The sequence below is a fragment of the Arthrobacter sp. LT660 genome (genome assembly GCF_056172845.1).
Genome location: NZ_CM149651.1, coordinates 2,467,613 through 2,488,722 on the forward strand (window position 1 = coordinate 2,467,613; position 21,110 = coordinate 2,488,722).

21 protein-coding genes and 1 pseudogene are annotated in these 21,110 nt (G+C 67.9%); 8 read left to right on the plus strand and 14 right to left on the minus strand.

Translation table 11 applies throughout. The annotated features are described in order from the left end of the window. Nucleotides 1–37 precede the first annotated feature (37 nt). From thpD to ectA, 4 genes are all read right to left on the minus strand, one after another. A complete protein-coding gene (gene thpD, locus AC0QSG_RS11405; RefSeq protein ID WP_435727846.1) occupies nt 38–937 on the minus strand; it encodes an ectoine hydroxylase in 900 nt (299 codons plus the stop codon). A 136-nt stretch (nt 938–1,073) separates the two neighbouring features. Further along, nucleotides 1,074–1,478 (minus strand): ectoine synthase, encoded by a 405-nt coding sequence (locus AC0QSG_RS11410; RefSeq protein ID WP_435727847.1) that lies wholly within the window; start codon nt 1,476–1,478, stop codon nt 1,074–1,076. 72 nt (nt 1,479–1,550) lie between these two features. Next, complete coding sequence (ectB, locus tag AC0QSG_RS11415) at nt 1,551–2,819, minus strand: diaminobutyrate--2-oxoglutarate transaminase (RefSeq protein ID WP_435727848.1); 1,269 nt, start codon at nt 2,817–2,819, stop codon at nt 1,551–1,553. Between the two features lie 92 nt (nt 2,820–2,911). Next, nucleotides 2,912–3,376, minus strand: a complete 465-nt coding sequence (gene ectA / locus AC0QSG_RS11420; RefSeq protein WP_475375469.1) for a diaminobutyrate acetyltransferase — start codon at nt 3,374–3,376, stop codon at nt 2,912–2,914. A 688-nt stretch (nt 3,377–4,064) separates the two neighbouring features. Between ectA and AC0QSG_RS11425 the strand changes: the two genes are divergently transcribed. Together AC0QSG_RS11425 and AC0QSG_RS11430 are read left to right on the plus strand one after the other, a co-directional pair. After that, complete coding sequence (locus AC0QSG_RS11425) at nt 4,065–4,475, plus strand: alpha/beta fold hydrolase (protein ID WP_475375470.1); 411 nt, start codon at nt 4,065–4,067, stop codon at nt 4,473–4,475. Nucleotides 4,476–4,486: 11 nt separating this feature from the next. Next, a complete protein-coding gene (locus AC0QSG_RS11430; protein ID WP_475375471.1) occupies nt 4,487–5,245 on the plus strand; it encodes a hypothetical protein in 759 nt (252 codons plus the stop codon). Between the two features lie 27 nt (nt 5,246–5,272). On the opposite strand, the gene AC0QSG_RS11435 is transcribed toward AC0QSG_RS11430, so the two are convergent. Next, the gene (locus AC0QSG_RS11435; protein WP_475375472.1) at nt 5,273–6,349 is read right to left on the minus strand and encodes an AI-2E family transporter; all 1,077 of its coding nucleotides are present in this window, start codon (nt 6,347–6,349) and stop codon (nt 5,273–5,275) included. 407 nt (nt 6,350–6,756) lie between these two features. Between AC0QSG_RS11435 and AC0QSG_RS11440 the strand changes: the two genes are divergently transcribed. Continuing rightward, nucleotides 6,757–7,200 (plus strand): PRC-barrel domain-containing protein, encoded by a 444-nt coding sequence (locus AC0QSG_RS11440; RefSeq protein ID WP_475375473.1) that lies wholly within the window; start codon nt 6,757–6,759, stop codon nt 7,198–7,200. 13 nt (nt 7,201–7,213) lie between these two features. On the opposite strand, the gene AC0QSG_RS11445 is transcribed toward AC0QSG_RS11440, so the two are convergent. Then, entirely contained in the window at nt 7,214–8,464 is a 1,251-nt protein-coding gene (locus tag AC0QSG_RS11445) for an IS256 family transposase (protein ID WP_475375474.1), read from the minus strand. A gap of 130 nt (nt 8,465–8,594) precedes the next feature. On the opposite strand from AC0QSG_RS11445, the pseudogene AC0QSG_RS11450 reads away from it, so the two are divergent. The 3 genes and pseudogenes from AC0QSG_RS11450 to AC0QSG_RS11460 all read left to right on the plus strand — a co-directional run. Then, nucleotides 8,595–8,993, plus strand: a pseudogene (locus tag AC0QSG_RS11450) (YsnF/AvaK domain-containing protein); the annotation flags it as partial. Between the two features lie 130 nt (nt 8,994–9,123). Continuing rightward, nucleotides 9,124–9,351: a hypothetical protein gene (locus AC0QSG_RS11455; protein ID WP_475375475.1), complete on the plus strand. Its 228-nt coding sequence runs from the start codon at nt 9,124–9,126 to the stop codon at nt 9,349–9,351. Between the two features lie 147 nt (nt 9,352–9,498). After that, the gene (locus tag AC0QSG_RS11460) at nt 9,499–10,578 is read left to right on the plus strand and encodes an MFS transporter (RefSeq protein ID WP_475375476.1); all 1,080 of its coding nucleotides are present in this window, start codon (nt 9,499–9,501) and stop codon (nt 10,576–10,578) included. Between the two features lie 93 nt (nt 10,579–10,671). Here the strand turns inward: AC0QSG_RS11460 and AC0QSG_RS11465 are convergent, their stop codons facing one another. From AC0QSG_RS11465 to AC0QSG_RS11495, 7 genes are read right to left on the minus strand one after another with little or no spacing between them, the layout of a single operon-like run. Further along, entirely contained in the window at nt 10,672–11,673 is a 1,002-nt protein-coding gene (locus AC0QSG_RS11465; RefSeq protein ID WP_475377308.1) for a sugar phosphate isomerase/epimerase family protein, read from the minus strand. Between the two features lie 2 nt (nt 11,674–11,675). Then, nucleotides 11,676–12,800: a Gfo/Idh/MocA family protein gene (locus AC0QSG_RS11470; RefSeq protein WP_475375477.1), complete on the minus strand. Its 1,125-nt coding sequence runs from the start codon at nt 12,798–12,800 to the stop codon at nt 11,676–11,678. A gap of 10 nt (nt 12,801–12,810) precedes the next feature. Next, entirely contained in the window at nt 12,811–13,650 is an 840-nt protein-coding gene (locus AC0QSG_RS11475; protein WP_475375478.1) for a carbohydrate ABC transporter permease, read from the minus strand. Continuing rightward, complete coding sequence (locus tag AC0QSG_RS11480; RefSeq protein WP_475375479.1) at nt 13,643–14,683, minus strand: carbohydrate ABC transporter permease; 1,041 nt, start codon at nt 14,681–14,683, stop codon at nt 13,643–13,645. The genes AC0QSG_RS11475 and AC0QSG_RS11480 overlap by 8 nt, the downstream gene beginning before the upstream one ends. 10 nt (nt 14,684–14,693) lie before the next feature. Further along, nucleotides 14,694–16,016 carry an extracellular solute-binding protein gene (locus AC0QSG_RS11485; protein WP_475375480.1) on the minus strand — a complete coding sequence of 441 codons (1,323 nt, stop codon included), beginning with the start codon at nt 16,014–16,016 and terminating at the stop codon, nt 14,694–14,696. A 36-nt stretch (nt 16,017–16,052) separates the two neighbouring features. Further along, the gene (locus tag AC0QSG_RS11490) at nt 16,053–17,198 is read right to left on the minus strand and encodes a Gfo/Idh/MocA family protein (protein ID WP_475375481.1); all 1,146 of its coding nucleotides are present in this window, start codon (nt 17,196–17,198) and stop codon (nt 16,053–16,055) included. Continuing rightward, entirely contained in the window at nt 17,195–17,992 is a 798-nt protein-coding gene (locus tag AC0QSG_RS11495; protein ID WP_475375482.1) for a sugar phosphate isomerase/epimerase family protein, read from the minus strand. The genes AC0QSG_RS11490 and AC0QSG_RS11495 overlap by 4 nt, the downstream gene beginning before the upstream one ends. 209 nt (nt 17,993–18,201) lie before the next feature. Here AC0QSG_RS11495 and AC0QSG_RS11500 point away from each other — a divergent pair, with 209 nt between their 5' ends. Then, nucleotides 18,202–19,392 (plus strand): ROK family transcriptional regulator, encoded by a 1,191-nt coding sequence (locus AC0QSG_RS11500; RefSeq protein WP_475375483.1) that lies wholly within the window; start codon nt 18,202–18,204, stop codon nt 19,390–19,392. A 136-nt stretch (nt 19,393–19,528) separates the two neighbouring features. After that, entirely contained in the window at nt 19,529–19,939 is a 411-nt protein-coding gene (locus tag AC0QSG_RS11505) for a four-helix bundle copper-binding protein (protein WP_435727857.1), read from the plus strand. Here the strand turns inward: AC0QSG_RS11505 and AC0QSG_RS11510 are convergent. Next, a complete protein-coding gene (locus AC0QSG_RS11510) occupies nt 19,928–21,061 on the minus strand; it encodes a DUF418 domain-containing protein (RefSeq protein ID WP_475375484.1) in 1,134 nt (377 codons plus the stop codon). The two genes, AC0QSG_RS11505 and AC0QSG_RS11510, sit on opposite strands and share 12 nt — an antisense overlap. Nucleotides 21,062–21,110: the final 49 nt, after the last annotated feature.

The following is a 21,110-nucleotide window of genomic DNA, read 5'->3' on the forward strand; positions in this document are numbered from 1 at the left end:
CCGAAAACGGCCAGCGGGCGCACCGCCGTCGCACTGTCTAGCCCGCGGGCGTGAAGTCCCGGACTCCGATGTAGTCCGGGCGCGGCTCGGCCGCGCCGAACGGCTCCACCAGGGTGTTCTCGACGCTGTTGAACACGATGAACACGTTGGAGCGTGGGTACGGCGTCACGTTGCCGTTGGAGGCATGCATGCAGTTCGAGTCGAACATGATCGCCCCGCCGGCCTTGCCCTCGAGGACGTCGATCCCGTATTCGTCGGCGAACCGGGTCAGCGTCTCCTTGTCCGGGGTGCCGGCGCCCTGCATGACCAGCGACGCCTTGTAGTTGTCCTCCGGGGTCTCTCCCCCGCACGAGATGTACTTCTTGTGCGAACCGGGCATGATCATCAGCGGCCCGTTGTAGGAGTAGTTGTCCGTCAACGAAATCGAGACGCTCACCGCGCGCGGGGTGGGCATCCCGTCCTCGGCGTGCCAGGTCTCGAAGTCCGAGTGCCAGGAGAACTCCTTGCCCTCGAAGCCGGGCTTGAAGTTCACCCGGGACTGGTGGATGTAGACGTCCGAGCCCAGGATCTGCCGGGCGCGTTCCACCACCCGCGGGTCGTTGGCGATCTTCCGCATGACCGCGCTGGTGCGGTGCACGTCGAAGATCGAGCGCACCTCCTGCGACTTCGCCTCGACGATGGTGCGGTCGTCGGCGCGGACGGTCGGGTCCTCGGACAGCCGGCTCAGTTCGCCCCGGAGCGTCTCCAGCTCGTCGGCGGTGATGAGCTGGTCGATGGCCAGGTAGCCCTTGGACTCGAAACCCTCGAGGGTCCCCGCGTCCATGGGACCGTCGGTGGCGGATCCCCAGACCACGGGACCGGTCCGGTCCAGCACCTTGTAGTCGCTGCCTGTTCGTGTTGGATACTGGTCGTGTAGGCGACTCAGTGTCTCCGTCATGTCCGTTCCTCCTCGGTTGTTGCCGGTCTGCGCCGTACCGCGCAGACACCAATGTGCCGGACCTTTCGGGCCGGCACATCGTTGCTGCCCAGCCTTGCGGATGGGCAAATCCTTGGGGGCGGTGCCCCGGCGCGGGTTATGAGACCGGCGCGGGCTCCTCGACGATCAGCGGGTAGACGCCGTTCTCGTCGTGCACTTCGCGGCCCGTGACCGGCGGGTTGAAGACGCAGGCCATGCGCAACTCGCTGGTGGCGCGCACCGTGTGCTTCTCGTTGCCGTTCAGCAGGTACATGGTGCCGTCGCGCAGGTCGTGGACCTCGCCGGTGGTCTCATCCGTCAGCGTTCCCTCGCCCTGGACGCAGTACACGGCCTCGATGTGGTTGGCGTAGTGGAACGTCGACGTCGTGCCGGCGTAGATCACGGTGTCGTGGAACGAGAAACCGACGCCCTCCCCGGACAGCACCATGCGGCGGCTGCGCCAGGTGTCGGACTTGATGTCGCGGTCGGTGTCGTTGAGATCGTTCAACTGGGTAACAAGCATGGTGCTCCTTTGGTTCTGGGGTGCCCGGGCCGCCGCGCGCGGCGGCCCGGGCAGGCGGGTTCCGGCGTCGTGCTAGACCGTGGCGAGCGCGGGGGCGCCCACGGCGACGCGCGTGGCGTCTGTCAGGATCTGCAGGCCGCGGTTCAGGTCGGCGTCGCTGATGGTCAGCGCCGGCATGAGCTTGAGGACCTCGTCGTCCGGTCCCGAGGTCTCCACCAGGAGACCGCGGCGGAACGACTCGGCTGCCACGAGCCCGGCGGTGGACTTGTCCGGGAAGCGCACTCCGGCGAGCAGGCCGCGTCCGCGGACGGATGCGCCTTCGACCGAGGCGGCCAACGCGTCCAGTCCGCGGTGCAGCGTGGCGATGGTGCCGGCGACCTGGTTCTGGAAGTCGTCGTTGGCCCAGTAGTTCTCCAGCGCCGCGGTGGCGGTGATGAACGCGGGGTTGTGGCCGCGGAAGGTGCCGTTGTGCTCGCCCGGGCCCCAGACGTCCAGTTCGCGGCGGAACAGGGTGAGCGCCATCGGCAGGCCGAAGCCGGAGATGGACTTGGAGAGGCACACGATGTCCGGCTCGATGCCGGCTTCCTCGAAGCTGAAGAACGTGCCCGTGCGGCCGCAGCCGGCCTGCACGTCGTCGACGATCAGCAGGATCTCGTGCTTCTTGCACAGGTCGGAGAGTCCGCGGAGCCAGCCTGCGCGCGCGGCGTTGAGGCCACCCTCGCCCTGCACGGTCTCGACGATGATGGCCGCCGGCTTGTCCACGCCCGAGCCGCTGTCCTCGAGGACGCGCTCCAGCCACAGGAAATCTGCCGTCTCGCCGTCGAAGTAGTCGTCGTACGGAATCTTGGAGCTGTTGGTCAGCGGGATGCCGGCGCCCTTGCGCTTCATCGAGTTGCCGGTGACGGACAGCGAGCCCAGCGTCATGCCGTGGAAGGCATTCGTGAAGGAGAGGATGTGCTGGCGGCCGGTGACCTTGCGGGCCAGCTTGAGGGCCGCCTCAACGGTGTTGGTCCCTGTCGGGCCGGGGAACATGACCTTGTAGTCCAGGTTGCGCGGCTCCAGGATGAGGCGCTGGAACGTCTCGAGGAACGTGCGCTTCGCCGGCGTCTTCATGTCGAGCGAATGCACGACGGCGCCGCTCGCCAGGTAGTCCATCAGCGGCGCCAGCAGCTTCGGGTTGTTGTGGCCGTAGTTGAGGGCGCCAGCTCCGGAGAAGAAGTCCAGGTAGTCGGTGCCGTCCTCGGCGGTCATGGTGCTGCCGGAGGAGTGCGTGAACACTGCCGGCCAGCTGCGGCAGTAGCCGCGGACCTCGGACTCGAGCGTCTCGAAAATATCAGTCATGGGAAATCCCTTCGGTGGTGGTGCGAGTGGCGCCGTGGACGGTGCGGAGGCAACGGCGTCGTACGGCGGTGGTGGAGTGGCGCGCGGCGCGGTCAGCGGGCGGATGCGCCGGTCAGCTGCAGTGCGCGCAGGTCCGCGTCGAGGCCGAGCGGGCCGATGCGGTACAGGTACTCGGTGTCGTGGCCGTCCGGGTAGAGATCCGGGGTGAAGAGCGGTTCGCGGTCGAAATCCGCTCCGTGGCGCTCGGCGAAACTGGTGAACAGGCGGTTGGAGGCCGCGTTGTCCGCCGTGATCGTGGTTTCCACGCGGTCGGCGCCGGCCCGGTGGGCCAGTTCGTCCAGCATGGCCGCGGCGAGGCCGCGTCCGCGCTGGCTTTCGTCGACCGCGACCTGCCACACCATCAGCGTGCCGGGCTCGTCGGGGCGCATGTAGCCCGTGACGAAGCCACAGGGTTCGTTGCCCGCGGTGGCGACGATGGACGTCGCCGCGAAGTCGCGGCACCACAGGAGATAGGAGTAGGACGAGTTGAGGTCCAGGACCTCCGTGTCGCGTGCCATGCGCCAGAGCGCGTGGCCGTCGGTGGTATCTGGGTGGCGGAATTCTGCCTCGTGCCTCGGACGTGTCTGGGGTTCTTCGAGTTGGTCAGCCATCTATTCCAAGGTAGCGACCTGTGTGAGAACATCAAGCCGGGTCCGGGGTATTTGACACCATTTGGCGATATTTCGGCGGCCCGCGGCCCCGTCGAGCACCCCCGGGGATCGCCGGGTTGGCGCGGCCAGCGCGCTAGCGTAGTCACAACCCGGGCCCGCCTTCGCCATCGTTACCAAGCCGTTATATTTCGTAGCGTTCATCTTGCCGCTGGACGCCCTCACGGGGTAGCGTGCCCGCCCGCTTGCCAGGCAGAGGCGCCCACCGCGACGGCGTCCCGTCCGCCGACGCGCGGACTCGATTCGCGGCTGGTTTCGGGAACGAAAAACCCCTTTGCGTGCCGCCGAAGGCGCCTAGAGTGTGGGTACGGCGCACCGACCCCACGGACGGAGCGCGCCGCCGAAGCGGGCGTGGCGCTCGCTGCACGATTCCAGGAGGATCCATGGAACCCGACACCTCCCACATGCGCCGGGAAGAGGTCGACGTCGCCGGAACCGCCACCGCGGCGTCGCCCAACATCTCGCCGTCCACAGTGGACGCGTCGATAAGCTCGTCCTCGTCAATTCGGTCATGTTCGACTCGTGACCCCTCCCCGCGGTGGCCCGCTTCCGCAACCCGGACGTCCGCGCGGGGACCACGCCCGAGGACCTGCTCGCCGTACGGACGAAGACCATGCAAATGACCGTGGGCCGCGAGTTGAGCGACGACGAGATAGCGGACTACACCTCCCCTTGGACAAGCCCGGCCCGCTGCCGGTCGTGGATGGCGATGGCAGGCGCCGCGGACGCGCGCCTCACCACGGATCTGGTCCCGGGTCTGCCCGAGACCGCCATCCCCGCCCGCCTCGTCTGGGGACGCGACGACGACTTCCAGAAGGTCGCCTTCGCGCGCCGGTACGTCCGCGAGATATCCGGGAGCGACCTCGTGGAGGTGACTGGCCGGCACATCCCCACCGAAGACTCCACGGAGGCCGTCGCGTCCGCCATGCCCGAGCACCTCACGGGCTGAAAAGGGGCACGGTGGACGACGCGACGACGAACGAGGGGGCACGGAGCCGGTTGTGGTCCGCGGAGGCTTTCGCCGCGCGACTCGACCGGCCGATGGGTTTGCTCGGGGTAGTTTTCCTGTTCGTGGTGCTCGGTCAGCTCCTGGTCTCGGACCCGGGCTGGAGCCGGACCTTCGCCGTCGTCGGCTGGGTGTTCTGGGCGATCTTCGTCGCCGAGTTCCTGATACGCGCCCACATTGCGCGTTTCCAAGGCGCGTTCTGGAAGCGGAACTGGTGGCAGGTGATCTTCCTGCTCGTGCCGTTTCTGCGCTTCTTCCGCGCCCTGCAGGCCGTGCGACTGCTGCGGTTGGGTCGCCTGGCCAGGGTCGGCGGGATCCTGTCCGCCGGGGTCCGCGGGTCCCGCTCGGCGGGGCGGCTGCTGTCCAACCGGATCGGGTGGCTGGCGACGATCACCGCCGTCGTGGTCTTGGCGTCCAGCCAACTGCTCTACGCCGTCGGCTCCCACGCCGACTACACCGATGCCCTCTACGAGGCCGCCCTGGCCACCATCACGGGGAGCGGGATCACGACGGACGACGCGTTCTCCAAGGTCCTGCAGATCATCCTGGCGCTCTACTCGGTGGCCGTGTTCGCCACCCTCGCCGGTTCCCTGGGCGCGTACTTCCTGCGGGAGCCGCTATCGGGTCCGGTGCCGGTCCCGCACCGTACGACACCGGGAGACGGTCCGGGAGACTCGTCGCGAGGCGGCCCGCAAGCCCGACGCCCCGCGTAGCGGTGCCGCGGTTCGGCCGTGGCGGGTCTAGTGGCGGCCGGGGATCGGGCCGGAGCCGAACCGGTTGCCGATCCATATTTTGGCGACGGACCAGCCGACGGCGGCCACCGGAACCGCAAGAATGGCGCCGGTGATTCCCGCGAGGACGGTCCCGGCGGCCAGGGACACCAGGATGACCAGCGGGTGAATGTTGAGGGTCTTGCCCATCACCACCGGTTGAAGAAGATTGCCCTCGAGCTGGTTTACGGCGACGATGACGCCGACGACGATCAGCGCCGCCAGCGGACCGTTGGCCACCAGCGCGACGACGGCCGCGAGGACACCGGCGAAGGTCGCGCCGATCAGTGGGATGAAGGCCCCCACGAAGACCACGGCCGCCAGGGGTAGCGCCAGCGGGACCTGCAGTATCCACAGGGCGATCCCGATCAGCACGGAGTCGACCAGTGCCACGATGGCCGTGCCCCGGACGTAACCACCCAAGACCTCGATGCTGCGGATCCCGGCGAGCCGCGTTTTCGCCCGCTGCCGGCCCGTGACGGGTTGAAGGCAAAACACCCACATACTCCTGCCGTCCTTGAGGAAGAAGAACAGGATGACGGCCATGAGGACGAAGCCGGCGGCGAAGATGCCGTCCACGGCGGGGTTCCCCGCGCCGGCGCCGGTGGCGAAGTCCATCGCGGATTCGCGGGCGTCTTGGACCATGGCATCGTCCACGGGCAGGGGTCCCTGCCTCAGGAGCGCGTACAACTGGTCGAACCCCTCGCCCGCTTTGGCGACCAGGGAGTCCCATTGGCTGCGGACGGTAACGACGATGCCCGCGACCACTGCACCGAACACCGTCAGGAGCGCGACGAACGCCGTACCGGTCGCCAGCGCATCAGGCCACCCCCTGCGGCGAAGCCAATTGACCAGCGGGACGATGGCCGCGGCCAGGATCAGGGCCAGCAGGAACGGGATGACCACGAGCCGGACCTGCAACAGCACGAAGACGGCGACGGCCACCAGCGCGAGCACCCACAGAAGTTGGCGGGAGCGTTCCCCGGCCCGGCTCAGGCTGTCTGGCCACCGCATCCCCTCACCGGGATCCTGATTGATCTGTGCCACGCGGACCTTTCCTCTCTGGGGCAGGTCGCGGAACCACGACTCTTGAAGCCCAAACCCATCAACGGCGACCACCAGCCTACCGATGCTCGGGACGCGGCATTGACCGGCATCCGGGGCGGCAGCAGCCGTATCCGAACCTGGATCGAGTCGCGGACGCTTCGCTTTCCAGGTCTCGAGTGCTGTTCGCGTCGAGGCAATGCGGCGAAGTATGCCGCGGCCGCAGACGGTGGTCAAGGGATGAAATTAACTACTGCCCAAGCCGCCAATTTACGTCGTAAGCGGCTATCGTCGGGATCAGTCAAACACTTGCGGACACCCACACGGACGCCAGAAGTGGAGATCAAAGGGATCGTTCGATCCATGCGAAAGGGCCGCGGGCACCGCAGCCACGACCACAGGAGAAGACAATGATTGGTTCCAACGACATCGACACGCTGCTCTCAGGCAAGGGCACGGTTTACTCATCCGACGGCGACAAAGTCGGCAGCGTCGGCCAGGTCTACCTCGACGATCACAGCGGGGAACCCTCCTTCGCGACGGTCAGCACCGGACTCTTCGGCACGTCCGAGACCTTCGTACCGCTGGCGGACGCGTCCATGGACGGCTCAGACCTTCGCGTTCCCTATGAAAAGTCGCACATCAAGGACGCCCCCCGCATCGAGGCGGACCGCGAGATCACCCCGGACGAGGAATCCGAGCTGTACCGGCACTACAACCTCGCGGCGCCCGGCGCGGCATCGGGATTCCAGGACGAGGTCAAGGGATTCACCGACCGCGACGCCGAGCGCGATGCGATGGACCGCGAGACGGGGTCAAGTCCATTGGCGTGGTGTAACTCGTTCACCACGTGATTCTTGATGTTGGTCAGGCGCTGAGCGCCAGGTCGGTGTTCGGGTCCTCCTGTTCGGTGATGGTCGGGGGCTTGGTGCCGACGGCTTGTGATTGCTGGATGAGGTCCAGTCCGAGGTAGCGGCGGGATTCGATCCATTCGTCGTGTTGCTCGGCGAGCACGGCGCCTACGAGGCGGATCAGCGCATCGCGGTCGGGGAAGATGCCCACCACGTCGGTCCTGCGCCGGATCTCGCGATTCAGGCGCTCTTGGGGGTTGTTGGACCACACCTGGCGCCACAACCCCTTCGGAAAGGGGGTGAACGCGAGGATGTCCGCGCGGGCGCCCTCGAGGTGCTCGGCGACCTTGGGCAGCTTGTCCTGCAGGGCGTCCAGCACGCGCTCGAACTGGGCGTGCACGCTGGCGGCGTCGGGCTGGTCGTAGACCGAGTGCAGCAGCGTCTTCACCCACGGCCAGCTGGTCTTGGGGGTCGTAGACATCAGGTTCGCAGCGTAGTGCGTTCTGCACCGTTGCCACGCGGCCCCGGGCAGGGTCGCGCCGATGGCCGCGACGAGGCCGGCGTGGGCGTCGGAGGTCACCAGCTTCACCCCCGTCAGTCCCCGGGCGGTCAGGTCGCGGAAAAAGCCGAGCCAGCCGGCCCCGTCCTCGGCGGAGGATGCCTGTATGCCCAGGACCTCGCGGTGTCCGTCGGCGTTGACCCCGGTGGCGATCATCGCGTGTACGTTCACTACCCGCCCGCCTTCGCGGACTTTCAGGACCAGCGCATCGGCGGCCACGAAGGCGTACGGGCCGCCATCCAGCGGGCGGGTTCGGAACGCCTCGACCTGTTCATCCAGGTCGGCGGCCATTAGCGAGACCTGGGACTTTGACAGGCGGGTTATCCCGAGGGTCTCGACGAGCTTCTCCATCCGGCGGGTGCTGACACCGAGGAGGTAGCAGGTGGCCACCACGGTGGTCAGGGCGGCCTCGGCTCGGCGTCTGCGCTCGAGGAGCCAATCGGGGAAGTAGGAACCCTGGCGCAGCTTGGGGATGGCGACATCCAGGGTGCCGGCGCGGGTGTCGAACTCGCGGCGGCGGTATCCGTTGCGTGAGGTGTTCCGGGCTTCGGAGCGGACACCGTATTCGGCGCCGCAGACCGCGTCGGCCTCGGCGCTCATCAGGGCGTTGATGAAGGTGGTGAGCATCTGGCGCATCAGGTCCGGGGAGGCCTGTTCGAGCTGTTCTGACAGGAAGCGGGCAGGGTCGATAACATGGGGTGCGGTCATCGCGTGGTCTCTCTTTCGAAACGTACTTTGGTAGGTCGTTTCAAGAATCACGCGGTGGCCGCCTCACGTTCGGGATCAACACGCCCGAGCCCGGGCTGTTACACCACGCTAATGGGCACTACCCGAGACGGTCGGCCACGACACCTCCGGACCGACGACGGACGACGCGATGACCCGCTCCGAGGAGCAGGTGCGGGTCGGCACGGAATCCCGGGAGACCGGCCGGGCGCGGCTGCGCAAGTACATAGTCACGGAAAACGTGACGACCACCGTCCCCGTCAGCCGGGAAGAGGTCCGCATCGAACGCGAACCGATCACGGAGGCCAACCGCGGAGACGCCCTTTCCGGCCCGGAGCTCAGCGAGGAGGAGCACGAGGTGGTCCTCAACGAGGAGCGCCCCGTCGTCGCCAAGGAAACCGTTCCCGTCGAACGGGTCCGCTTGGAGAAGGAGACCTTCACCGACGAGGAGACGGTCGCCGAGCGGGTCCGCAAGGAACAGATCGACACGGACGGCGACGACAACCGCTAACCGGCAGAGGGGTCCCGGGCGCACGCTGCGTCCGGGGTCCCTCTTTCTGTTTCCGCCGTCGTTCCCTTGGTCCGGGTCCGCCGCGGACGTATGGTGGCCGTGACCACCGCCCGCCGTATCAGGAGGAACCGTGAGCCACACCGACAGCCCGTTCGATCCGAACAGCGAGAACCCGCGGGACCACAATCCCGACGGGGATCCGACCGGCGGAAACGACGAGCGGGGCGTACAGGGAGAATCCGGCGAAATCCCCGTCCAGGGCGACGAGGGAACCGCCGACCGCCTCGCGACGAAGGCCTTCGGCGACAAGGACGGCGACGACGACGGCGACGTCCCGAACGTCCCGTTCCCCGGTTGATCCCCGGGTCAGGCGGTCGGCGCCGTCCTGCTGCCGAGACGCGCCTTGCTGGTCGCGACCCCCAGCGCGAAGTCAACGGATGTGGGCCAGCCAGAACCGTCGGGAGAGTCCCTGCAGCGGCGTCATCGCATCGGCCAGGTACTCGTTGTGGGACCAACTCGCGCACGCGCGCCAGTTCGACGGCGGTCGCCAGCTCGCACGCGCGGGCAACGGCAAGCGCCTCTGTCGCCCGCCGCACCTCCAGCCGGCGCAGCTGACTGGACCATCTACTCGATCTTCGCCACCTACTTCGCCGTCCAGTTCTTCCAGCCGAACAACCCCGCGTCCGCGCTTCTGGCAACGCTCGCCGTGTTTGCCGTCGGATTCGTCGCCCACCTCATCGGAGGGTTCCTGTTCGGGGCCTACGCCGACCGGGTGGGACGCCGCCAGAACCTGACCCTGGCGATGATGCTCACCGCCGTCGGAAGTATCGTTATCTTTTTCGCCCCCACCTACGGGACCGTCGGGATCGCCGCGTCCGTGATCCTGCTCCTCGCGCGCCTCTTTCAGTGGCTGGCGCACGGCGGCGAAATGGGCATCCGCGAGTGGGGATGGCGCGTCGCGTTCGGCATCGGCGGCGTGCTGGACCTCTACGCGCTGTACCTCCGCCGTCGGCTCACCGAAACGGACGCCTTCGAGGAGACGGCCATGACCGCGTCGTCCGGCACGCCGGACGGCGCCCCGAAGACCGCCAGGGGCGGGCTGCCGGGGCACTGGAAGGCCATCCTGATCGTCTTCGGGCTCTCCGCCAGCCTGATCGCGCAGGTCTACTTCCTGTGCGCCGGATGGCTCGGCGACCGGGTCGGCCGCAGGCCCATGGCCATCGCGTTCGGCGTCGCCTTCGTCCTGCTGACCATCCCGATCCAAGGTCTGGCCGACGGCAGCTTCGGCCGCCTGCTGCTGGCGATGCTTGCGTCGCTGACGATCATGGCACTGCTCTTTGGCGTCAACGGCGCCGTGTGGGCTGAAGTGTTCCCGACCCGGGTCCGCGCGGTCGGCGTCGCGGGACCGCTGTCCCTGGCGACGGCGATCTTCGGCGGAACCGCTCCTCACATCAACGCCGCCCTGTCGCAGACCGGACACCAGGACTGGTTCCTCTTCTACCTGATCGCCGTTGCGGCGATCACGCTGGCCACCGGCGTCCTCATGAAGGAAACCAAGGACAGCGCGCTCATTCGCGAAAACTGACGATGCCGGGGCGCCCCACGGCGCCCCGGCATCTCCCCCCGGCCGCGGCCCGGTCCCGCGCTCCCCCGGCGCGGGGCCCGGGCCGCCTCGGCGTCAGCCCTGCTTGAAGGCGGCGTCGAAGGACAGGGCCGACGCCGGAAAGTCGAACCTCTTGAGCGCGGCCAGTGCCTCCGGCGCGCCGTGAAGGCGGTCCATCCCGGCGTCCTCCCACTCGACCGAAATCGGTCCCGCGTAGCCGGCCGCCGCGAGGGCCCGGAACGCGTCCTCCCAGGGCACGTCGCCGCGTCCGGCGGAGACGAAGTCCCAGCCGCGCCGAGGGTCGCCCCACGGCAGGTGCGAGCCGAGGATGCCGTTGCGCCCCCCGCCCATCCGCATCCGCGTGTCCTTGCAGTCCACGTGGTAGATCCGGTCGGCGAAGTCGGAGATGAACGCCACCGGGTCGATCCCCTGCCACATCATGTGGCTCGGGTCCCAGTTCAGCCCGAACGCCTCGCGGTGCCCGATCGCCTCCAGCGTTCTGACGGTGGACCAGTGGTCGTAGGCGATCTCGGACGGGTGAACCTCATGAGCGAAACGCACCCCGCACTCGTCGAACACGTCCAGGATCGGGTTCCAGCGGTCCGCGAAGTCCCGATACCCGGCATCGATGGTCTCCGCCGGGACCGGCGGAAACATCGCCACGTACTGCCAGATGGACGATCCGGTGAATCCGACGACGGTGTCCACGCCGAGCTTCTTCGCCAGCCGCGCGGTGTGCTTGAGTTCCTCGGCCGCGCGCCGCCGCACGCCCTCGGCGTCGCCATCGCCCCAGACGCGTTCCCCGACGATCCCCTGGTGCCGGAAGTCGATCGGGTCGTCGCAGACCGCCTGGCCCTTGAGGTGGTTGGAGATGGCCCAGACCTTCAGCCCGTGGCGTTCGAGGATCTCGAGGCGTCCGGCGACGTACTCGTCGTCGTCCCACCGCCACGCGTCCAGGTGTTCGCCGGAGACCGCGATCTCCAACCCGTCGTAGCCCCAGCCGGCGGCGAGTCGGGCCACCTCCTCCAGCGGCAGGTCCGCCCACTGTCCGGTGAACAGCGTGAAGTTGCGTGCCATAGTCATGCTCCAATCCGAGTGGTGGACCCGCCGTTGCCAGCGCTTGTCTCGATCGCCTCCAGAACCTGTTGCACGACCAAGCCGTCCGCGAACGACGGCGACGCGGGGCGTCCGTCCGCGATCGCACCGAGGAAGTCGGCCGCCTGGTGCGTGAACGCGTGCTCCCAGCCGAGCACGTGGCCTGGGGGCCACCATGCATTTACATAGGGGTGGCCGGGCTCGGTGACAACGACGCGACGGTAACCGGACTCCTCCACCGGGTTGGCGCCGTCCAGAAACTGCAGTTCGTTGGGGCGTTCGAGGTCGAACGAGAGCGCGCCGGCGCTCCCGTAGACCTCGATCCGCAGTGCATTCTTCCGTCCCAACGCCACACGGGACACGTCGACGCTCGCCACGGCGCCGCCGTCGAGCCCCAACGTCGCCCAAGCGGCGTCGTCGACTGTCACCGGCTCCGGGCCGTCCGGGCCCGGACGCTCCGGGACGAACGTGTGCAGTGTGCCCGAGGCCGTCGTCACCTTCTGCCCGGTGAGGTACTGGACCTGGTCCACCGCGTGGGAGGCAATGTCCCCCAGCGCGCCCGAGCCGGCAGTCTCCTTGCGCAGGCGCCAGGTCATCGGGGCGCCGGCGTCCGCGAGCCAGTCCTGCAGATAATCGGCGCGGACTTGCCGCACGGTGCCCAGCCGTCCTGAATGGATGAGATCGCGGGCATAGGCCAGCGCGGGCACGCGGCGGTACGTGAATCCGACCATCGACACCTGATTCGGCGCCGCCTCCGCGGCGGCAACCATCGCGCGGGCCTCGGGGAGGGTGTTGGACAGCGGCTTCTCGACGAGTACGTGCTGGCCGGCCTCGAGCGCCGCGATCGCGATCTCCGCATGCAGCCAGCCGGGGGCGCAGATGTCGATAATGTCGATGTCGTCCCGCCCCACCACATCCCGCCAGTCCGTGGCTGTCTCCGCCCAGCCGTGACGCCGTGCGGCCTCTTTGGTGGCGGCGGGGTCGCGACCCACCAGAACAGCCTGCCGCACGTCAGGGACGTCGAAGTAGGCGCCCACATTGCGCCAGGCGTTCGAGTGCGCCCGTCCCATGAAGGCGTAGCCGACGGTGGCAACCCGCAGTTCTTTCATGTCCACTCCCTTACTTCACGGAGCCGGCGGACAGGCCGGCCACCAGGTGCTTCTGCACCAGCATGAACCCGATGAGGACCGGCAGCGAGACCACTACGGAGGCCGCCATCAGCTGGTTCCAGAAAACGTCGGTCTCGGAGGCGTACGCGCGCAGTCCCAGCGCCAGCGTCTTTGTCGATTCATTGGCGAGCACGGAAGCGAAGAGCACCTCGCCCCACGCGGCGATAAACGAGTACACGGCGACGGCGACGATGCCCGGCTTGGCGACCGGGAGCACCACCCTCCACAGTGCCCCGAGTCGGCTGGTGCCGTCGATCATTGCGGCCTCCTCGAGGGCCGGCGGGATCGAGGCCAGGTACCCGGTGAGCATCCAGATCGCGAACGGCAGGGTGAACGTCAGATACGTCAGGATCAGGCCGCCGAAGCTGCCCTGCAATTGGATGCCGGTGGCGTTACGGATCTGCGTGAAGATCAAGAACAGCGGCAGCAAGAACAAGATGCCGGGCAGCATCTGCGTGGAGAGCACCGTCAGGCTGAACGCCCGTTTGCCGCGGAAGTCCAGGCGGGAGATGGCGTACGCGGCGAGGATTGCGATGACCACCGAGCACGCAGTCGCCGTCACGGTGATGATCAACGAGTTCACGAAGTACCGACCCAGGGGCACGGTCTGCCAAATGTCCAGGTACGGCTCGAACGTGATCCGCTCGGGGATCCAGCGGAAGACCCCGGAGACGTCCGCCAGCGGTTTCACGGACGTGGAGAACACCACGTACAGCGGGACCACCACCCAGATGGTGAGGATAGTGAGGACGATCGCGCGGATGATTTTGAAGGGCTTGGTCTCAATCATTGTCGGCTCCCTTAGGCAGGACCATGCGGACGTAGAAAGCCGTGGCAATGAGCATGGCCAGCAACAGCAGGACGCTCATCGCGCCACCGAGGCCGAAGTTCCAGGACCCGAAAGAGTTCTGGTAGATCAGGGGGGTGACCAGCATGGCCTCCGCAGGCGACGACGGACCGAACAGCACGAACGGGATGTTGAACTGGTTGAACGTCCAAAGCCCCATCACGAGGACAAGCACGCCGTTGGCCGGGCGCACCATGGGCAGTGTGATGTGCAGGAACTGGCTCCAAAGACTGGCTCCGTCCAGACTAGCGGCCTCGTAGACGTCGCCGGAGACGTTCTGCAGGGCGGCGAGGAGCATCAGAAACGCGAACGGCCACAGTGTCCAGACGTTCACCACGATCATGGCGGCGAGGGAGTTCTCGCCCAGCAGCCAGAACGGGCGTTCCCCGCCGTAGAACCCGAACACGTCCACCAGGACCTGGTTCACGGCCCCGTCGCGTTGGTTGAACATGAAGGCCCAGGCGATTGTCCCCACGTAGGTGGGCAACGCGTAGGGCACCAGGAACAGGGTGCGCAGGAAGGTGCGGCCCCGGACTTTGGAGGACAGGAACACAGCGCCGGCCATGCCCAGGATCCACGACCCGGCGACCACCACCACCGTGTAGAAGGTGGTGCGGCCCAGCGCGGCAAAGAACGACTGTCCGATCGTCGAATCCGGGTTCAATCCGTTGGCGAAGTTCTGCAGGCCCACGAAGGGGGCGTTTAGCCAGTCCGTGAGGTTCAGCTGGTTCAGTGCGGTGAACGCGATCCAAATGCCTAAAGCCATGGGGACGATGTGGATCAGCAGTTCCATGAGCCCGGCCGGGGTGATCAGGTAGTAGGCGAGGCGCGATTCGGCCTTGCCGCGCGGCGTGCGGCGCCGTAGCGCGGCCGCCGAGGGTCCGCCGCCCCGGGCGCGGCGCTCGGCGCGCACGCCCGGTTCGGAGGGGGCGGGTTCCTGCCGGTCCAGTACCGGCGCGTCGTTGTTCGGTGGCATTGAGGTCTCCCTACTGGGCGGCCGACATCTGGTTGTTGGCGTCCGCGAGCGCGCGCTCGACGTCTGCGCGTGTCACGGACCCTGTGGCCGCCTGGGCGAAGAGTCCCTTCACCGCCGTGCCGACGAGGGTCTCCATCTGGCCCTCCTGGGCCACCAGCGGCATCGGCTGCGCGTGGTCGGCGAGGGTCATTTCTTTCAGCTTGGCGCCCTCGTCCTGGAATTCCTCTGCGTCGTACGCGTCGGTGACCGTCGGCAGGGACGTGTAGGAGTCGTTGAGGTAGACCTGTTCCTCGGTGTCCGTCAGGTGTGAGACCAGTTGGTACGCGGCCTCCTTGTTGTCCGAGTTCTTGAAGACCGAAATGTTGGAGCCGGCTGCGAAGCTCATGACCGCCTGGTCACCGGTGGCCGCGGGATCGACCAGCGGCATCGGGGCGACGGCCCAATCAGTGAAGTCCCGTGCCTTGAAGTTCTTGACCGGGTTCTGGTTCATCACCATGGCGGCGCGACCATCGATCAGGTTGGCGACGGCGTCGGCGCCGTTGGTCATCTCGGCGTCCGAGGGACTCATGACCTTGTGAGTGCCCATGAGATCGATCCACTGGTTAACTCCGGCGATCTGCCCCTCTGCGTCAAAAGTAGGCTTGCCCTCTGCGTCGAACATGGCGCCACCATTCTGCTTGCCCCAGATGAAGGAGTGGTGCGCGCCGTTGGTCACCGCCCCCGCCTCGGTAGAGATGCCCCACTGGTCGATCTTGCCGTCGTCGTCGGTGTCCTTGGTGAGCTTCTTGGCGGTGTCGACGAACTCGTCCCAGGTTTCCGGCGGCGCCTCGATACCGGCCTCGTCAAAGAGTTCGGTGTTGTAGTACAGCGAGTATGCCTGGCTGTAGAGCGGCACGGACGTCGGGGCCTTGCCCTCCGCGCCCGCGGTCGCCCAGCTGGAGGCCACGAAACGGTCCTGCCCACCGACGGCCTCGAGGAACTCACCCTCCACCGCCTCGAACGCGCCGGTTTCCTGCAGGGTCACCGCCCAGGTATTGCCGATGTTGAGCACATCGGGGCCGTCGCCGGACGTTACCGCCGTGAGGATGCGGTTGTACATGTCGGTCCAGGGGATGACCTCGAGATTGACTTTGACGCCCGTCTCCTCGGTGAAGCGTTCCAGTGACCTGGAGAGCACCTCCCGATCGTGGTCCAGGGACTCGCCCTGGTTGGTCGCCCAGTACGTGATTTCCTGTGCGCCGGCGTCGCCGCCCCCGGAGGAGCCGCAGGCGCTGAGGCCGAGGGTGAATGCGGAGGCCACGGCGACGGCGCCGAGGCGGAGGGTTTTGTTCATGTCTACTCCTACAGTGGTGGGAAGGGTGGAACGCGATTAGAGGGTCGGGGCCGTGGGATCCCAGTCGGCGGGCAGCGGCGGCACCGCTGGGGCACTGGACATGACGGCCACGAACTCCCCGGTCGCCACGGACTCGTCGATGGCCAACAGCGCGTCGACCACGTGGAATGCGAGCACGCCCTGGGCGCGGTGTTCGCGTCCGGCACGGAGAGCGCGCGCCATGTCGAGCACGCCCTGGCCGCGGCCGGCGGTTGAGCCTTGGAGCTCCAACACCTCCCAGTCGTCGGAGTCGGGGCGCGTGATGCGTAGTTCGCCGTCGAACATGTTCGGGTCGGGCAGGGATAGCGTGGCCTCGGTGCCGGAGATCTCGATCCAGCCCATGCGCTTGAGCGTGGACTGGAAGCTGAAGATGGACTGCGCCTGCTGACCGGACTCGAACTCGATGAGCACGCCCACGTGTGTGGGCACGGCGACGTCGAAGTCCGTGCCCGCCTTGGGTCCGGTGGCGATGGTGCGCATGTCCCGGGAGCGGTTGCCCATCGCGGCGACGCGCCGGATGGAGCCGAACGTTTGGATCAGGGCGGTGAGGTAGTACGGGCCCATGTCCAGCAGCGGGCCTGCTCCGGCCTGGAACAAAAACTCAGGGTTGGGGTGCCAGGCTTCCGGGCCGGGGACGTGGAACAGGGTCAGCGCCGTCAGCGGGGTGCCGATGACGCCGGCTTCGATGGCGCGGCGGGCCGTTTGCAGACCCGCCCCGAGGAACGTGTCCGGGGCGCAACCCAGCAACAGACCGGCGGCCTCGGCCTCTGCCAGGAGGGCGCGTCCGGATTCCCGGTCGAGGGCGAACGGCTTTTCGCTCCACACGTGCTTGCCGGCCCGAATGGCCGCCTGGGCCACGGGGACGTGCGCCGCGGGGATGGTCAGATTCACCACGATCTCCACATCGGGGTGGTTCAGAACGTCCTCAGGGGTGCCGTGCGTGGTGATCCCATACTGTTCGGCGCGTGCCTGCGCCGCGGCGGGCACCAGGTCGCCGATGGCGTGGACGACGACGTCGGAGAACGTCGTCAGGTTGTCCAGGTACTGCGTGCTGATCACGCCGGCGCCGATGATCCCGACACCGACGGGACCAGAACGGTGCGCGGCGACGCGCGCGTCGGTGGCCGTGTCCGGAGCGGTCATCGCGCGGCACCACCATCGAGGTAGGCGAGCGAGGCGCCGAGCGCTTCGAAGAGGTCGCCGGTGTACGAGTCGAACTCAACGACGCCGATCTCCACTCCGTTGCGCACCGCGGCCTCTAGCACGGCGTCGATCGGCATGGCACCCTGGCCGGCGGGCTGTTGGGCGGCGGTGTCGCGGTTCACGGGTCCGTCCTTCAGATGCACCAGTTTCACGCGGTCCCCGAGGCGGTCCAAGAAGGCGGCAGGATCCTCGCCTCCGACGGCGACCCAGTAGGTGTCCACCTCCAGGACGACGGCGGGGTCCAAGTGGGCGGCCATCAGTTCCAGGGCGGTGGTTCCGTTGATGCGGGTGGAAATCTCCCATTCGTGGTTGTGGTAGCCCACGCGGATTCCGTGGGCGGCGCCCGCGACAGCCGCGGCATTGAGCGTGGCGGCAGTAGCGGCGACCTGCTCCTCGGTTTCCCAGTGCTCGGCCGGGAGGTAGGGGTCGATCACCGTGGTGATCCCCAGCTTCAGCGCGGCGGCGAAGATTTCCTCCTGATCCTCGCGAAGCAGCGGCGCGTGTCCGGACGGCGCCTTCAATCCGGTTGCATCCAAGGCGCGGCGCAGGTCGTCGGCGAGAGCGACGAAGTTGTACGGTTCCACGTTCCGGAAGCCGAGGCCAGCGAGGCGGGCGACCGTTCCCTGCAGGTCCGCGGCAACGGCGTCGCGCACGCTGTAGAGCTGGACGGAGACGTTGAGTCCGGTGGTGCGGTCGGCGATCGCCGCGGCGGGGATCACGTGCGATTCGGTCATGGTGGCTCCCATTTGGTCGTTGTGTTCTGCGTCACTCCGAGCCTAGGCAGACTTTTGACGGCAGTCAAGCAAAAGATGTTAAATGAACCATTGAAAGCCCAACTGGAATCGACGCATCGTTCGCAATCGTGCCTAACTGGCGCTGGACTGGCATGCTCTATACGGGCCATCGCCACCATCATTCGGGCGAAGCAGGGAAGGAGCCGCACATGAGCACCACGGACTCGGAGAACCCCGGGGCCGACCTGGCCCGCGCCGGGGACTTCCTGCAACTACTACGCGACGGACGCCCGCGCACCCGTGCCGAGCTGGCGCAGATCACCGGAATGGCCCGCTCCACTGTCTCCACCCGCGTCGACACTCTGCTAGGTCTCGGCTACGTGGCGCCCTTCGGCGGTGCGAACTCCACCGGCGGGCGACCGCCGTCGCTCTTCGCCTTGAATCCCGAGGCGCGCGTCGTCATCGGCGCCGACCTCGGCGCCAGCCACGCACTGGTGGCCCTGGCCGACCTGGGCGGCACGATAATGGGCGAGCTGCGCGAATGCCTGCCGATCAGGCGCGGCCCGGAGGAGGTGCTGGCGTGGCTCTCATCGACCATCAGTCGGCTCCTCGACGACGCCGGCCGCACGCCGGTCGATCTCGCCGCGATCGGCATCGGCCTACCGGGGCCGGTGGAATTCGAGACCGGGCGCCCGGTCAGCCCGCCGATCATGCCGGGCTGGGACGGATTCGATGTCCCGGGACGGCTTCGGCAAGATTTCGATGTCCCCGTCCTGGTGGATAACGACGTGAACATCATGGCCCTCGGCGAGCGCAAGACAGCCTGGCAGGACGTTAACGACATGGTGTTCGTCAAGGTCGCGACCGGGATCGGCGCCGGCATCATCGCCGGCGGTGTCCTGCAGCGCGGCGCCCAGGGCACTGCGGGAGACCTCGGCCACGTGCGGGTACCCGGCGGCCTCGACGCGCCGTGCGCCTGCGGTAACACGGGCTGTCTGGAGGCCGTGGCGAGCGGCCCCGCCATCGCCCGACAATTGGGATTGGATGATGGCGGCACCGTCACCCGACGCGTCCGTGAGGGCGATCTGGAGGCGGTCCGGATGGTGCGCGAGGCCGGCCGCCATCTGGGGAGCGTGCTGGCCACCTACGTCAGCCTCGTCAATCCGTCGCTCATCGTGGTCGGCGGGTCTCTCGCCCAGGCCGGAGAGCACCTGCTGGCCGGCATCCGCGAGGTCGTCTACACGCGGTCGCTGCCACTGGCGACCAAACACCTGCGGATCGTCACTTCCACGGCAGGCGACCGCGCCGGTGTAATGGGTGCCGCGGCGCTGGCGACGGACTACGCGCTCTCCCCCGAGGCGATCGAATCGGCGGGCCGAATCCCGCGGCACACCGCTTGACCGTGCGACGCGGCGCCCCGTCGCGTCGACGCCGCCCCTGTTCCCCCTTCCTATCCCGTGGGTTAGGGTCGGCCACGGGGGTCCCTTTCGGACCCCGTCGGAGGACGACACCTCACCCCAAACGAAGGAGAGACCGATGACGCACCACATTGCCGCCATGATCGACACCCACCCCCGCGCCGCGGCAACGCCCGACGCCGACAAGCTCGCCGCCTGCATTGCCGCGTGCTTCGAATGCGCCGCCACGTGCACCGCATGCGCGGACGCCTGCCTGGGCGAGGACATGGTGTCCGGCCTGACCAAATGCATCCGGCTGAACGCCGACTGCGCCGACGTCTGCGCGGCGACCGGGGCGGTGCTCTCCCGACAAACCGAACGGGACGCCGGCGTCGTGCGCGCCCTCCTCGAGGCCTGCCGCGCGGCCTGCAAGGCGTGCGGCGACGAGTGCGCGGGCCACGCGGAAATGCACGAGCACTGCCGCGTCTGCGCGGACGCCTGCCGCCGCTGCGAGGAAGCCTGCGCCGAACTGCTGGCCCTACTCCCCTGAGGCCCCCGGGGACCTCGCGTTCCCCCGGCGCCAGCGCGGCAGGTCGGGGGTACGCAACAGGTACTCGAGCGGCCCCGTCTTGAACCACTTCAGCCACAGCACGGCGAAGACTATGGAGCCGACGGAGAGAACCGTGGTGATCAGGATCCCGTCGTAAAGGGTGTGCGGCTCGGGCCTCACGAGCGCGGCGAGCACGCCCAGGTGCACGACGTAGATGGTCAGGGACAACCGCCCCGCGGCGATCAGCGCCCCGAGTCGACGGGCCACGAAACGCTCTGCCAGCATGAAGATACCGAGCACGAAGGCCGCGCTGCCCAGGCCGGAGACCAGCCACAACGGCATCTGCGAATGGTCCACCGCGGATACGAGGTGGTCCCACCCCATGCGGTTCGGTGGCTCGCCGAACGCCAGGATCAGCAGCCGGGAGACCACGTAGCCCGCCACCGCCGCGACCGCGCCCCACAGGACCAAACGCTTGTGGAGCGCCCGGCTCCTCAGATCGGCGCGCCCCAAGAGGAGCCCCACGAGGAACGGCGCGGCCCACACCACCACCGGATAGGACCCAGACAGGAACGTCCCACGGAGGACGTCGGCGGGGGGGTCGAGAAGCGTCGGCTGGATGAACCGGTAGGTGTCGCCGGCGGCCACCTGCGCGCCTACCCACAGGAGCGGTCCGGCAACAGTGACCACGCCGGCCGTCCAGGCCAGGACGCGTGCCCGGGCCCGCAGCAACGGAAGGCAGAGCAGGAAGAGCATCCCGTAGGTCGCCAGGATCACGCTGACCTCATGGTCCAGGAGCTGGAGGGCGAGCCCGGAGACGAAGAGCAGCCCGGCGCGCCAGAGCACGGAGGGCCAGGGGAGCCGTCCCCCGGGCCTGCGCGCGCGTCGCGAGAGGATGGACATCCCGATTCCGGCGAGCATCATGAACAACAGGGACGCGCGTCCGACAGGCAACCCGTAGAGCACCGCGAGCAGTCCGCCGCCGTCCTCCCGCGGGCCGACGTTGACCGCGATCATGCCCACGATCGCCGCCGCGCGGGCAGCGTCCAGGGCCACGATGCGGCCGCCTTCGGCGGGGCGCTCCTCGGGGGACACGGGAACGGGTTCGGTGGCTTGCGCCATGTTCGGCGTCACGCCCCTTCACATGCGGGCGCGGAAACGGAGATGGGGT